The sequence below is a fragment of the Prevotella pallens genome, from assembly GCF_900454935.1.
Classification (GTDB): Bacteria; Bacteroidota; Bacteroidia; order Bacteroidales; family Bacteroidaceae; genus Prevotella; species Prevotella pallens.
On the sequence record NZ_UGTP01000001.1, the window covers coordinates 1,149,057 to 1,163,385 of the forward strand.

Here is a 14,329-nt window from a genome sequence, read left to right on the forward strand (position 1 = left end):
AAGATATAAGAGACTATTGATTATGAGACAGATTACAAAATTCTTGATGGTACTTGCACTTATAGCTCTCCCTATGGGTTTTACAAGTTGCGATACAGAAGACGATTATTATCCTCCTTATAGTAGCCTTGTAACGGAAGCTGTTCAAAACTATTGGCGTGCATATCCCGGTGGTACAGATTATTATACTACGAGAGAATGGTTTTTGTACTATTACCCGATGGCTACAGCTGTTGAACTTGCAGACTTTATGGATGCTGTAAATTATGATTATGTGGATAATTATAATCCATCAAACAATGATCCTTTATTAAATGAAGTTCAGATGCTTTCTGGAGAATGGGCTGGAAATATGACTATTGCTTTTGATGAAAATGGACAACGACTTTCACAAACTTTCCATGCTAATATGAAGTTCTTCCAATATGAAAGTTCAAAGAAATCACTGTCGGGACATGGAACAGAGATTGATACTGCAAACGATGGATCAACTCAGACGTTAGACTTTTCTTGGTACATAGATAAAAATGGTGATATTTATATTAAATATACTAAGTCTGGGACAATATTCAGAATGGATGCTAAATCGAACCAGAAGGGATTCCATCTTGGGTATGAATCTCAGAAAGGTTATGATACATTCTTTGGTTATGGAGTTAGCACAAACACAACCGACGAATTCTATATTGATTTAGCTCGACAAGCTACTAACAATGCAAAGGCAAAGATATTGAAAGCTTATACTACGACTAATAATATAGGAAACTATGTCTTTGGTAATGCTACAAGGAATTATAATTCGTTAAATTCAGCAAAGACTATAGATGGATTACGTGCGAGATAAGAAAGTTTCTCATAGCATATTTACAAAGTCTCTTTTGGTTTTTCTAAATGAGACTTTGTAATTTATCAGCGTATACCATCGCTAATATTATTGAATAGGTGATAGGTGGAGATTTATAAGCTACATCTACTAGTTATTTATCTTTCAGACAGGAAATCTTAGATATTTAGAAAAGGCGGCTAAATGTAGTTACTTTTGTCTTAGATATCTATCATTTGTGTTTTAGATATCTGCCATACCAGTCTTAGATATCTGTCAGTTGCAAATTAGATATCATAAAAAACTATAACCTATGTTTTGTATCGCTATACATAATAAATGTTGATTCATATTCATTTAGGTGAAGATTCTAAATAATGTAAGAGTTAAGAATTCTGATGCCAATCACATCAATTATATAACAATAGCCTTTAGATACTACAAAATATCTAAGGGCTATTTGTTTATTATAAAAGGTGGTAAATGGTTGAATATTACAGAGAATATAAATGTACACAAACGCACCTTCTTTTGTTATAGTATTTGGTTTCTATTATCGATTTAGAATGTCGTTACAATTTGCCGGCTTCTCCTAAATAGCTATCTTTAAAGCCTAAGAAATAAAGAACACCATCAAGACCAATTGTACTAATATTTTGTTCAGCATTCTCTCTTACACGTGGCTTTGCGTGGAATGCAATTCCTAATCCTGCTTCTGCAAGCATTGGTAAGTCGTTAGCTCCATCGCCCACAGCAATAGTTTGCTCTAAGTTTACCTTTTCTACCTGTGCTATAAGCTTTAGTAGTTCAGCCTTTCTGCGCCCATCTACTATATCGCCTACAAAGTTTCCTGTTAGTTTATTGTTTTCGTCTATCTCTAATTCGTTGGCATAGACATAATCAATATTATACCTTCGTTGCAAAAATTCACCAAAGAATGTGAATCCTCCACTAAGAATAGCGATTTTATAACCACAGTTCTTTAAAACCATCATTAAGCGATCTACCCCTTCGGTAATAGGGAAGTTTTCTGCGATATCTTGCATAACACTCGCATCAAGTCCTTTAAGGAGTGCAACACGTTCTTTAAAACTTTCTTTAAAGTCTATTTCTCCACGCATCGCACGTTCTGTAATCTTCTTTACTTCGTCGCCTACTCCTGCTCTTTTAGCCAGCTCGTCAATACATTCTGTTTGAATAAGGGTAGAATCCATATCGAAACATATAAGACGGCGCATACGTCTATACATATTGTCTTTCTGCAAAGAGAAGTCGATGCCTTGTTCCTGGCTCATTTTCATTAAATCAGCTTGCATCTGAACATAATCGTTTGGTGTTCCACGAAGAGAAAACTCTATACAAGCACGAACGTTATGACTTTCTCTCTTTATGCTTTGGCGACCAGTAAGACGCACAATAGAGTCGATATTCATACCTTGAACAGCAATTACTCTTGTAGTAGCTTCTATATTCTCAGCAGAAAGTGAACGCCCTATAATAGTTAAGATATATCTGTTCTTCCCTTGTTGGTTTACCCAATTTTCGTATTCATCGTCTGTAATAGGAGAGAAGCCAATGTTTACTCCCAATTCGGTAGCTTTAAAAAGCAAATCTTTCATAACCTTACCCGAATTGTCTTCGTTTGTTCGTATTAGAATTCCAAGAGAGAGTGTGGCATGGATATCTGCCTGACCAATATCAAGAATACGTGCATCGTACTTTGCCAATATTCCCATTATCGATGCTGTGAGTCCAGGTCTATCTTGTCCTGTAACTCGAACTAAAATTTGTTCTTCCTGAATGTTTTCTTTACTTTTCATAATTGATATATTTTATATAGGAACTGGTACTGGCTTAAAATTCATCTCATTTTATTAAGCATTTATCTACCTCATTTTCATAGATAACTTACCATCTATTGTTATTTTAATAGCGATAACATAGCTTGTTGAGGCGTCAGGAATGCCAATAATAGCATCAAAATATAATGCTTTAGCATCGGAATGATTAAATTCGAATCTGCGTAGAATACTTTTATCCAAAAAAGTTTTATCAATAATCGACGCAAATTCCTGCTTTCTAAAGTCATGTGTGTAGACTAGTTTCTTTTGATTTGAAATTACCACTGAAGCAACATTATCAAGATAAGCATTGTCTACTTCTATTCCACTTTCATTATAGGTAGACTTTATCACTTTATCTGATGTTGTCTCAACTGATATTTTTATATTGAAATAGCCTAGGTCTGTTCGCACCACCGTATCAGATGCTATATGCTGAAATGTATTCATAGCATATACATGATAGCTGAATGATGCTCTAAGATTTTTATCTCCACTCTTAACAAGACGCACTTCTTCGCCATTATTATTAATAAAGGAAAATAAGTTCTCCGATTGCTTTTTTATTTTATATCCATTCTTACTTTGACCTTTTAGGTAAAAAGAATCTTTATATATCCAAAAGCGTACAGGTATGCTACCAGAATCTGGAAAAAATACACTATCACCTTTTGCCAATAAAGCAGGCTCGCCATTGTCATCAGATACCCAAAGACCTTGGAAAAGTTCTTTTGCTTTTACATCTTCAACAACAGAGTCTCCTTGCTTTGTTTTATTAAAACAACCTACGAAAAACAAAGAAAGGAAGAATAAGCAGAAACTAATATGTTTCATTAGCGTTTTGTTAACTTTTAAAAGAGGTCTATTTTATTCCAAGCAACAGCTCGATTTAAATCTTTATCGGAAATAACAATATCTTTTATATCAATAGGCCAGTCTATTCCTACTGTTTCGTCATTCCAACGAAGACTTACTTCGCTTTGTGGTGCATAAAGATTGTCTACTTTATAAGTGAATATTGCTTCATCTGATAATACAAGAAATCCATGTGCAAAACCACGTGGAATAAAGAACTGGCGTTTATTCTCTTCCGATAATTCTACCATTGCATATTTACCAAGTGTAGGAGAATCTTTTCGTAAGTCTACAGCCACATCAAGTACTTTCCCTTTTAATACGCGTACTAGTTTAGCTTGTGAATATTCACCTCTTTGATAATGGAGTCCACGAAGTACACCAAAACTCGATTTTGATTCATTGTCTTGAATAAATTCTACATGATATCCAATATGTTCATCAAAATCTGCTTGTTTCCAAACCTCGTAAAAGTAACCACGATTGTCGTTAAACACTTTTGGCTCTATAATCCAAACACCTTCAATATTGGTCTTCTTATATTCCATATAGTTCTTATAATAGTTTTTTGTATTGCAAAGTTACGAAAAGATATTGGATTGTTAGCATAACATTTGTTTATTAACGTTTTCTTGTTTCAATTAAAAATCGGTTTGATATTCAATAAGAGAAATCAAACCGATTTAATTTTATGAGTTAAATATTGAAGTTTTTAATACTTCTCTGTTCATCTACCTCGTAAACACGGGTACCATCTATTCTTATTTATTTTACAATAACTTTATGTATTTTATTTCCTTGTTTTACAATGTAGAGTCCTGCAGGGAGTATTGATATATTATTCCCAACCCGAACACCTGATGTAGTATATATAGATGTAGTCTTTTCAGTAGAGTTTTCTAATGAAATATTATTTATTGCGGTTGGTGTAATAGATGCAACATTAGATGGACTAGAGTTGCCTACATTATATAATGTAATCACATAATAATTATCGCTATCCGTTCCGTCTGTATCAAATGCTGTAACTTCATTTGCATTATTATTGTTAGCAATAAGTTTATTATTGCGATAAATATTGTAGCCAATAATCTGTAATGGAGCACTTTCGTATGTAATATCGTCTATTAGAAGACCTGCTGGTTCAAATCCATAAGAAGATTGTGGTACTGTTGATGTATGAACAATAGCAAAGTATTTTGTACCTTCAGGCAAATTTACGGAAATCTTCTTCCAATTAATATTGTCTGCAGCATTATCTGTGTATATCTTCTTGAAGTCATTAACATCTTTACCACTTGTAGAATAAGCCACATAAAAATCTTCTGGTCCGTAATTTGCGTAATCGCATTGTGGTGCTTTTGTGAAGAAACTTATTGTTTGTGCCTTACCTGAAAGTTCTGGAGATATAATCCAATCGTTATTTCCACTTGTTGCATCGCCTACATTTCCAAAGCTCATCATTGATTGTGCACTATTATGACCATTAAAACGCTCTTTAAACATCTGGGTTGTTGCATCGTCCATTCCATGTGTAGTGCCATCACAGTTGAATACAGTGTATGCAAAAGGAAGTCCATTGCCAGGGAATGTAATTCCACCAAAAGTATTTGTGCGACATTTATCAGCATCGTAAAGTGTCCATGGATTTATTTCGTCAATAAGGAATGGTGCATAGGTTTCAAAACTTTCTGTAATAACACAGTTCTCTACTACAGGAGCTGTCCATTCAAGTTTAACCTTATCAGCATTTTTACTAGCTTTAAGATTGTTTATTGCAGGATATGGAGCAGTAACAACTTTAATTGTTTTCTTCTCTGAAATATTATTAGTTTGATTTTCATCAGCTGCCCAATCTGATTCAGCCCAAACCTGGAACTCTTTATTATCAAAAGGAACAACATAATGGAATGTATATTCCTGAGTTTCTCCTGGAGCTATTGTTCCACTTTCTGTAGCTATTTCCGTACCATTATTTGAGTGGAGTTTAACTTGGAAGCCTTCTGCGTCTTTTAAACCTATATTGCGAACATGAACAACAATTTCTGCTTGTTCACCACCTTGTGCATGAAGAGGAGTGTTGATGTTTGTTATAACATTATAATTAATTGCATCGTTAACATTAACGTCATCTACTATAATATTTTCTCCATCAGAGATAGCGTGAATGAGAACACGGCCATAACCATTTTCTTTTTTGAAAGCAGCATCGGCACAATCTACATTCACAGTACGCCAACCTACATTTCCTGTTAATGTAGAATAATCTATTTCTGAAGCAAGTTTCCTGTATTGGCCATTTACATCTAAGAACACTTGTAGTTTACTCTTACTACCAGGATAGGCATAGAATTGGAATGAAATGCGTGGATTTTTAGCTTTACCTAAATCCATCTTTGGTCCTACTATTGTAGCTGCATCGCCAGATCTTTCTGGTGTGAATAATAACGAACCTTCATCATCATCTGCAGATATATCTCTAGAGATTTTGAAATGTTTCTTTGTATCATTATAGCTAGCGCTCCATGGACCTTTTTCCCAAGTTCCATAAGGCCATGATTCATGGAAAGGAAAATCGTATGGTGTTCCATAGAAAAATGGGTCTGCAAAACCGCCATCTCCAACATGTTCTGTATCTGTATATGCTACTATTTGGTAGAATTTGCTACCTTGTGTTCCATTTGTAGGGATATCTTTAATTGTAACCTCAGTTCCAGTAATATCTTCTGCAATAGGTGTTTCGTAGATACCCTCAAAAATACCGTACTTAATAGTAGTAGGATCTATGTAACCTCCATTAGCTCCGACTTTTACAGGGTCCCATTTTAATGTAATTGTCCCATTAAGATTATCGTATGCAATTACATTCTTAACTTTACCAGGCACAAGTTCGCTACCAACATAAATTTTCGCTTCAGCTTTGGCACTCTTTAAATCGCCAACATAAGTGTATACTTCGTATGAATGTTGCCCAATAGCTACATTATTATCAGTCCATTCTATACTCTGCCCAATACCGGGATTATCTATTTTATAAATAGGTGTTACAGAACCATCACGATATATTGTTGCAGAAGTAATAGAAGTTAAGTCTCGTCCCATTATATCTTTTGTTGGAGTTGTGAATGAAACTTTAACCATTTGTTCGCCATTTTGCCCTGTTTCTAACTTTAGGTCTGAAATAGCAATTGGCGTTCCAGAAGTTTCAGCCGCTTCTTCAACTTTTACTGGTCGCATAATAATATATCCAGGTCTATCGCTTACAGCATGGAACCCTATACGATAATCGCCTGTCTCTGTAGGTGTGAATGTTGTTTTTATAGTTGTAGGTGTTCCGAAGGCTGTTCCCGAAATTGGTGTAGTTGGAACTATCTCGTTATATGTTGTAGGATCGTCGCCAGTACCATAAGCTATATTCATTCTTTGGCCAGTTCCAGAATGTCCTCCCACAACTGCTCCTGCTTCAAGTGCATAAGTTTGTCCAGCTATTAAATGTAAAGGTGGCGATACAAGCCAATCGTCTGCATTTACTGTTGCATTTGCTCCATTATATGCTGGAGCTCCTGCATCTAAATCCTCCCATGTATTGTTGTCGTTATTTTTATCTTCTACTGTCCAAATTTTCTTTTTTAGAATTACTTTGGTGTTTGCCCAATTTTCTTTATATGGTTTACCTTTTGTTACAGTAGTTGGTTCTGCTGTTGATGCTGTTTGGGCTATACTTGTAAGAGGACATCCTGCAAATGCAAATATACCTCCAAGAATTAAAGCATAAATTCTTTTCTTCATAAGATATGTTTTATGTTGTTTAATTAATTGTTATCTATATACTTTTGCGGTATATGTTCAATTACTTATTGAATTGTTTTTTACCATTCTTAATAATAATACCTTTATAGTCTTTTCCTACACGTTGTCCTGCAATATTGTAATTAGGACCTTCTTTTATTGTATTAGATGAATGAACATTATTAATTGCAGCAGTAACATCTCCTTGTACAACTGTAATAGGTTTATCTGATACTACGCCTTTACCATGAATTAAAATATCACATTTACGTCCAGCTACATTAGAAGGAAGTGGATCACAAGTAAATTTAATTACAGTTAAACCATATTCGCGATAACTTTCTTCATCTATAGTGTAACTCTTTATCCAACTATCTATTCCAGACAATGTATATTCTTCTTTTTTATTGTCATCGTACCACATTCCATTTAACTGCGCAACAGCACCAGGAAAAACAAGCCCTTGCGTACATGTGGTTTGTCCTTCTGTTCCTTCATTATTCATCAAAACAAGCCCATAATTATAAGAAGTTTCAATGCCTGCATCTACATATCCATTGGCATAATCGAATTTTGCAGAGAATGTAACACTTAGTGCTATATTATTATCGGCATAAATGTTTGCAGCTTTATTTTTGCCATCTTTAGTTTTTATTAGGCAAATTGCTGGACTTAATACCTTATTATAATAAGGTATTCCTGCACCAGATAGTCCCATATCTACACCTGGTTGGTCGAAACCACGCACAATAACAGCAAATTCTTTATCTATTAAGAATCCTTTTCCTTCATGTGTAAATACAGCAGCAAACTTATTATAACTTTTTCCATTAGCATCAGTAATAGGATCGTTCACCTCTATATCAGCAGATGTACACTTTAGTTCGGCTATTGTTTCACTTCCTGGTTTCTTTTTTCCCTGTGCATCTGTTTCTACATTGGTAATGAGCATTGTTAATTCTGTCCCATTTGGTAATGGCTTGCTACTTTTAGATATAATTGGTAGAAAAACATCTTCTACCCAAAGTGGTGCTACTGGTTTTTCTAAAATTTGTTGTACGCCACGTGACGTATATTCTCCGTTCGAAATAGTACCAGAACCGAAAAGATATCCATTATCCATTCCTCCAAGATAGAAGTTATTAACTTTATCGTCGGTGAATTGTAAAGGACGGATATGGGAATCCATAGCTGATGAGGTTCCACTTTTTATTCTTGGATACCAATACATTACTGCAGGGAGGTCGTAGTCTAATGGTCCCCAATGTGGATTTTCCTCTGAAAGTGTAAAACTATCTGTTTCACAAACAATAGTGGGAAGAGCATCGGCTCCATTAAATCTAGTAATAATATTGAAACTACCATCGTTGTCGGTTGAGAATAAATTACTAGTTTTTCCTGTTCTATCGAATGTTCTACAATTTCCATTCATATCGTAAACATTCTGATGCCAAAAATATTTTGTATTTTCTGGTACAACAGGCACAAATTTTGTTTTGCTATAGCCAGGAACATAAAGATAACTTGTACCTGCCATTTTACCATTTTTAGGTGTAACTTCAAAAGGAACGCCTTCAGGTTTGAGATAGTAAATACTTTTTTTAGTTTCCTTTGCAGGTGCGGTTAATCGGGCACAAACTGCATTGTTCTGTGCGAAAACACTACTGACAATTGCCATTGTTAATGCACTGGAAAATAATCTTTTAATCATAAGCTATTAAAATTAAAAATTAAGTTAATATTATATAGTATAAGGTTTAGCGAACCAATATGTATTATGCCTCTAACAGGCTTACAGAATAGTAATTGAAATGAGTCTTAGAACGGATAAACGTTTAAGTCCTATCCTAAACTTTTAACTCTTTAGAAAATGCATTGTGTTTATTTTTGGCTATGAAATGTATTATTCCATTCCACTAAAACTGTCAAGATTGTTCTTTATCTTTAGTTAGTTTATGCCTCTTGTTCTTATATGCTTCTCCAATATGCCGCAAAGATAAGAAAAAAAAGAGATAGAATGAAACATTTTCTATATTTTTTTAATTTTTGTATTTTTTCGTTTATCAGTCTCTTCCTTTTAGATAGTGTAATAACACCTTATTAATATATTATTACGATATAATAAGTGTACCCGTTATTTCGGAATAAATGTATAAAGAATATCTCTACAGGAGTAGCTAATATAATAAAAATACTTTAGTGGAAACAGAAAAAACAATAGCTTATTTATGGTTGATTTTTTTAATTATAAAATTTAAAAATGTAATTAAAAAAAATAATTTTATAATTAAGTTTCAGTTCAATTATAATTATATTTTTTATAGCAAAAAGCAAATCATTCTTCTTAAGAATATTTATTTTTGAAAATAATAATCGGAAGAAGTTGATTTCTCTGAATATTATTAGTACTTTTGTACGTACTGTAGAAAGAGATTGCTGACGAATTTGTATAATTATGATTAGTGATATTCTGGACATAGTAGAAATTTTATAAATTTCTTTTGTTATCAAAACTTATCAAATGATACTATTCTGAATAGATATATACAATTTAAGAATAAGTTTAAACGGAATATGTATCTTTTTGGTATAGAAAACGATAACATTAATCTAAACAATATAAGAATAAATTTACGATGAGGTTATTTTATCTATTCTTTTGTATTATAATGTGTTCTTCTATAATAAGTTGTACGAAGAATGTTTATGAAAATTACGGAGTTGGTTCTGAAACTGAACACGAAACTGATAATGGAAAAACGGACGAAAAGAAAAATAAGGAGGAAACAACCGAAGAGATACGAACTGTTGCAGATTTCCTAAAAAATGATTTTGGAGAAACTCCTGTTTGGGTTGAGGGGTATATAGTTGGAAGTTGCACTAAAAGTATAAAGAATGCAGTTTGGGAATATCCATTTCCAACCGATAATGCAATTTTGCTCGCCGACGAACCAGGTGAAACCGATACAGAAAAGGTTATTGCTATTAAGTTGAAAACAAAAGAACTTAAACAAGATTTGGGCTTAGCAACTAATCCAAATAATTATAATATGCGCATTCGGATATTAGGAATAAAAGAAAAGTATCTTGGAATTTATGGAATGAAAGACAATATTCAGGCTTATGAATGGGTGAGATGAGTAATTTTTCACAACATATTAATAGTTTTCTTATTAATAATTTGTTTGAAAAAATAAAAATAATTATATTTGCAAGCGAATAAACAATGAATACAATTTAAATTACAAGCCTATAGGAACACCATTACTTAAATATAAATCATTTTAGAGAATGAAGAATCTTAATGAAATGACTGATGAGGAATTAGCCTTGTTGTATATTAATGGTAATAATAGAGCTTTCGACTTGCTTTTGTCGCACAATCAGTCTAAACTTTTTTCCTACATACTTTTTGTAGTTAGGAATCGTGATGTTGCAGATGATATCTTTCAAGAAACATTTGTGAAGATAATAACAAAACTGCAACAAGGTTGTTATAAGCCGAGTGGAAAATTCTCTGCTTGGGCTATGCGTATTGCCCATAATATAATAATGGATTGGTATCGTGCTCAGAAAACAGATAAGATTGTTGAGCCGACAAAAGAGAACGATTTATCGAATTTAGGTAGTGCAGATATACAGATTGGTAATATTGAAAACCAATTTGTTAATATGCAGACCTTAGCAGATATAAAAAAATTAATGCAACATCTTCCTCCTTCTCAGCGTGAAGTAGTTTTTATGCGCTTTTATCAAGAGATGTCTTTTAAAGAAATTGCCAAAGCTACTGGTGTTAGTATAAACACAAGTCTTGGAAGAATGCGTTATGCCATCTTAAATCTTAGGAAAATGGTACGCGAAAATGATGTTCTTTTGCAATTAGCGTATTAAATAGGCGTTAAAAGTTAGTGCATATATATAATTGTATCAATATTCCTCTTAGATATACCAGGATTTTTAAGCCCCTTTTTCACTATTCTACCATCTTACATTAGTTGTGTAGCCCGATACACTTCTTCTTTAAGATAGCAAACTGATTGAAAAATGGGCTTAAAAATATTAATAATTGGTTATGGACGTCTACTTAATTCTTTTAAACTTTTAATAGTTTCAATAGGGTGGGGAGAATTAAATACGTAACTTCCACTTACTAACATATCGGCTCCTGCTTTAACAAGTCGTGGTGCTGTATTATTTTGTACGCCACCATCAACTTCAATAATAGCATTACTTCCTGTTTCGTTAATAAGTTTACGTAGGCGTTCAACCTTTTTAATTGCATTTTCAATAAAAACTTGTCCTCCGAAACCTGGATTTACGCTCATAATAAGAACAAGATCTACCTCTACTATAATATCTTCAAGCACCGATACGGGAGTAGCAGGATTAATAACTACACCGGCTTTCATTCCAGTTTGCTTTATTTGCTGGATAGTTCTGTGTAAGTGAGGGCACGTTTCGTAGTGTACACTCATAATTGCAGCTCCAGCATCGGCAGTTTGTTGAATATAGTTCTCTGGGTGTACAATCATATAATGAACATCCATAGGTTTTTTGCAAGCTTTGCCAACAGCTTTTAGAATAGGAAATCCAAAAGAAATATTAGGAACAAATACTCCGTCCATAATATCCATGTGTATATAATCGGCTTCGCTATTATTAATCATTTCTATATCCTTATATAGGTGTAGAAAGTCAGCCGATAATAAAGATGGTGATACTAAAGTTTCCATTTGTTTAATTAAGAAAATAAGTTTCTAACTTGCCGTTTACTTTTATTGCTCTATATGTATAAGCAATTTGACGGATAATGTTCAACGTTTTTTCTGAGGGTTTCAACTCTTCTTGTGTAAATAATTCTATCATAGGCTATGCTATATTAAATGATGACTTTTATTTATGAAACGCAATCTTTGTCTTTTTATTATGTATTCTCTAATCTTTTCGCTAACTTTGTATTATGAAAGATATCTTAGAAACAATTGTTGCTAACAAAGAAAAAGAATTGGAACAATGGAAACAATATGTTCCGCTAAAGCAATTGTATGGTATTATAGAGTATGAAGGAGCATTAAAACATAAAGTACATTCGTTAAAGGGCGTATTTAATGGTTGTTCGTCTCTAAAAGTAATAGCAGAATTTGTGCGAAAAACACCTGCTTTGGGCTGGATAAATAAGGAAGCTAAGATACGGAATATAGGTGTAGATTATGAAAAAAATGGCGCCACAGCTATAAGTATTCCCACCGATTTTGTTTATTTTGGCGGATATGATGAGTTTGTACAAGAAGCTCGTGCTATTGGAATAGCCTTACCTTTATTATATAAGAACTATATTATCGACGAATATCAGCTGTTTCAAGCGAAACATACAGGAGCTTCTGCCATTGTTCTCACTGCTGTATTATTAAGTATAGAACAATGTAAATATCTAACTTCACTTGCTCATCAATTAGGAATGGAAGTTGCATTAAAACTATATACGATAGAAGAGATAGATTACCTTGAGTGTGATGTAGACTTAATAATAATAAACAATCGAATTGCTTGTAGTTTCGATATGGACGTAAACAAGTCGTTTGAATTTGCAAAACTATTACCAAAAGATTGTATAAAAGTAAGCGAGGGTGGAATTTATACTCCTGAGAAAGCGAAAGAATTATCAGATGTAGGATTTCAAGGAATTATTATAGGCGACTTATTTATGAAGACCGCTAATCCAGGTTATGCACTTGGTGAATTTATTAAAGGAATAAAAAAAGAGAATTAAGCTATATGATAATAAAACGTTGTGGGACGCGCGATGCAAAGAATGTTTGCGAATTAATGGAGTTTGGAATAAATTGGATTGGATTTGACTTTCGTTTGAATAGTCCTAACTTTGTTAGACAGATATCTTCTCGTGCAGGAATAATTCCTGATTATGGAAGTCGTGCTGCTGCTTTAGGAAAAGAAACAGAGAAGAATGGGTTTATGAACGAAAGTTCTCTGCAACGCTTTGGCGTATTTGCAGATGATATGCCACAAAATATAGTAACTCGAGTAGTAAATTTTAAGTTAGATGTGGTACAATTAGACGGAGAAGAGAGCAGCATAATGATAAATAATCTTCGTTCGACACTTGACCCTGATATACACGCAGGCATAAAAATAATGAAGACTTTGCTTATTCGGTCTGTTGACGATTTGAAACTTGCGCAGGAGTATGAGGGAATTGTAGATTATTTCTTATTTAAATTGGGAGAAATAGATGCTGGTTTAGCTGCTATTAAAACATATAAGGGCAATACTCATTTTATAATTGGGAATGTTGAACAAGAGTATTTAGACCAAATAAAAAACTTTAAGCACCCAATGTTGCTTGGTGTTGATATAGATAATTGTACAGATGTGAAAGTTGCAGTACAAACTCTGGCAGACTAAGCCCGAAGGACAACTATACTATGAAGAAAATGAGATGTATAATAATAGACAATTACGATTCTTTTACCTATAACTTAGTACATTTGTTGCGAGAATTAGGAACAGATGTTGTTGTTAAACATAATGATGATATTTCGTTAGAAGAAATAGATAATTACGATAGAATTGTTTTAAGCCCAGGACCAGGCATTCCTTCAGAAGCAGGCTTAATGCCAAATATAATAAAACATTACGCCGAAACGAAACCTATATTGGGAGTATGTTTGGGACATCAGGCTATTGCTGAAATATTTGGTGGTAAAATAGAGAAACTACCAGAAGTTTTTCATGGCATAGAAACTGTGATAGAAGTTGATAACCAATCAGAACTATTTAAAAACTTGCCAACTCAAATGTCGGTGGGTAGATATCATAGTTGGATTGTATCAAATAATGGCTTTCCCAAAGAATTAAAGGTAATAGCAAAAACCAGCGATGGTATTATAATGGCTTTACAACACAGAGTGTATAATGTATATGGTATACAATTCCACCCTGAAAGTGTACTGACTCCTTTGGGAAAAGATATTGTTAAGAACTGGTTGAGTATATAAAACAG

The 14,329-nt window shown here is 33.5% G+C and carries 12 protein-coding genes; 6 read left to right on the plus strand and 6 right to left on the minus strand.

From position 1 onward, the window contains the following. Window positions 1–22 precede the first annotated feature (22 nt). Window positions 23–844, plus strand: coding sequence for a hypothetical protein (locus tag DX009_RS04960; RefSeq protein WP_115083213.1), 822 nt, complete (start codon window positions 23–25; stop codon window positions 842–844). Window positions 845–1,395: 551 nt separating this feature from the next. On the opposite strand, the gene serB is transcribed toward DX009_RS04960, so the two are convergent. The 5 genes from serB to DX009_RS04985 form a co-directional block, all read right to left on the minus strand. Continuing rightward, window positions 1,396–2,643 carry a phosphoserine phosphatase SerB gene (gene serB, locus DX009_RS04965; RefSeq protein WP_006044988.1) on the minus strand — a complete coding sequence of 416 codons (1,248 nt, stop codon included), beginning with the start codon at window positions 2,641–2,643 and terminating at the stop codon, window positions 1,396–1,398. A 66-nt stretch (window positions 2,644–2,709) separates the two neighbouring features. Beyond that, window positions 2,710–3,498, minus strand: coding sequence for a DUF4738 domain-containing protein (locus tag DX009_RS04970; protein WP_115083214.1), 789 nt, complete (start codon window positions 3,496–3,498; stop codon window positions 2,710–2,712). A 17-nt stretch (window positions 3,499–3,515) separates the two neighbouring features. Next, on the minus strand, window positions 3,516–4,067 hold the full coding sequence (gene rfbC / locus DX009_RS04975; RefSeq protein ID WP_006044986.1) for a dTDP-4-dehydrorhamnose 3,5-epimerase: 552 nt from the start codon (window positions 4,065–4,067) through the stop codon (window positions 3,516–3,518). A 217-nt stretch (window positions 4,068–4,284) separates the two neighbouring features. Further along, a complete protein-coding gene (locus tag DX009_RS04980; protein ID WP_115083215.1) occupies window positions 4,285–7,308 on the minus strand; it encodes a choice-of-anchor J domain-containing protein in 3,024 nt (1,007 codons plus the stop codon). 61 nt (window positions 7,309–7,369) lie between these two features. After that, window positions 7,370–9,019: a hypothetical protein gene (locus DX009_RS04985; RefSeq protein WP_245944588.1), complete on the minus strand. Its 1,650-nt coding sequence runs from the start codon at window positions 9,017–9,019 to the stop codon at window positions 7,370–7,372. Window positions 9,020–9,944: 925 nt separating this feature from the next. On the opposite strand from DX009_RS04985, the gene DX009_RS04990 reads away from it, so the two are divergent. Next, entirely contained in the window at window positions 9,945–10,448 is a 504-nt protein-coding gene (locus DX009_RS04990) for a DUF6359 domain-containing protein (protein ID WP_245944589.1), read from the plus strand. Between the two features lie 151 nt (window positions 10,449–10,599). Next, the gene (locus tag DX009_RS04995) at window positions 10,600–11,199 is read left to right on the plus strand and encodes an RNA polymerase sigma factor (RefSeq protein ID WP_006044982.1); all 600 of its coding nucleotides are present in this window, start codon (window positions 10,600–10,602) and stop codon (window positions 11,197–11,199) included. A gap of 179 nt (window positions 11,200–11,378) precedes the next feature. Here DX009_RS04995 and rpe read toward each other — a convergent pair whose 3' ends face one another. After that, on the minus strand, window positions 11,379–12,041 hold the full coding sequence (rpe, locus tag DX009_RS05000; RefSeq protein WP_115083218.1) for a ribulose-phosphate 3-epimerase: 663 nt from the start codon (window positions 12,039–12,041) through the stop codon (window positions 11,379–11,381). A gap of 227 nt (window positions 12,042–12,268) precedes the next feature. Here rpe and DX009_RS05005 point away from each other — a divergent pair, with 227 nt between their 5' ends. From DX009_RS05005 to DX009_RS05015, 3 genes are read left to right on the plus strand one after another with little or no spacing between them, the layout of a single operon-like run. Continuing rightward, on the plus strand, window positions 12,269–13,078 hold the full coding sequence (locus DX009_RS05005) for an indole-3-glycerol phosphate synthase TrpC (RefSeq protein WP_115083219.1): 810 nt from the start codon (window positions 12,269–12,271) through the stop codon (window positions 13,076–13,078). A 5-nt stretch (window positions 13,079–13,083) separates the two neighbouring features. Then, a complete protein-coding gene (locus tag DX009_RS05010) occupies window positions 13,084–13,731 on the plus strand; it encodes a beta/alpha barrel domain-containing protein (protein ID WP_115083220.1) in 648 nt (215 codons plus the stop codon). A 20-nt stretch (window positions 13,732–13,751) separates the two neighbouring features. Then, window positions 13,752–14,324, plus strand: coding sequence for an anthranilate synthase component II (locus DX009_RS05015; RefSeq protein ID WP_115083221.1), 573 nt, complete (start codon window positions 13,752–13,754; stop codon window positions 14,322–14,324). Window positions 14,325–14,329 lie beyond the last annotated feature (5 nt).

What these genes read in the sequence shown, in the direction of transcription:
- rfbC (WP_006044986.1), bottom strand. Translation starts at nt 4,067, where the DNA reads ATGGAATATAAGAAGACCAATATTGAAGGTGTTTGGATTATAGAGCCA.
- DX009_RS04960 (WP_115083213.1), top strand. Translation starts at nt 23, where the DNA reads ATGAGACAGATTACAAAATTCTTGATGGTACTTGCACTTATAGCTCTC.
- DX009_RS04980 (WP_115083215.1), bottom strand. Translation starts at nt 7,308, where the DNA reads ATGAAGAAAAGAATTTATGCTTTAATTCTTGGAGGTATATTTGCATTT.
- DX009_RS05010 (WP_115083220.1), top strand. Translation starts at nt 13,084, where the DNA reads ATGATAATAAAACGTTGTGGGACGCGCGATGCAAAGAATGTTTGCGAA.
- DX009_RS04990 (WP_245944589.1), top strand. Translation starts at nt 9,945, where the DNA reads ATGAGGTTATTTTATCTATTCTTTTGTATTATAATGTGTTCTTCTATA.
- DX009_RS04995 (WP_006044982.1), top strand. Translation starts at nt 10,600, where the DNA reads ATGAAGAATCTTAATGAAATGACTGATGAGGAATTAGCCTTGTTGTAT.
- DX009_RS05005 (WP_115083219.1), top strand. Translation starts at nt 12,269, where the DNA reads ATGAAAGATATCTTAGAAACAATTGTTGCTAACAAAGAAAAAGAATTG.
- DX009_RS05015 (WP_115083221.1), top strand. Translation starts at nt 13,752, where the DNA reads ATGAAGAAAATGAGATGTATAATAATAGACAATTACGATTCTTTTACC.
- DX009_RS04970 (WP_115083214.1), bottom strand. Translation starts at nt 3,498, where the DNA reads ATGAAACATATTAGTTTCTGCTTATTCTTCCTTTCTTTGTTTTTCGTA.
- rpe (WP_115083218.1), bottom strand. Translation starts at nt 12,041, where the DNA reads ATGGAAACTTTAGTATCACCATCTTTATTATCGGCTGACTTTCTACAC.
- DX009_RS04985 (WP_245944588.1), bottom strand. Translation starts at nt 9,019, where the DNA reads ATGATTAAAAGATTATTTTCCAGTGCATTAACAATGGCAATTGTCAGT.
- serB (WP_006044988.1), bottom strand. Translation starts at nt 2,643, where the DNA reads ATGAAAAGTAAAGAAAACATTCAGGAAGAACAAATTTTAGTTCGAGTT.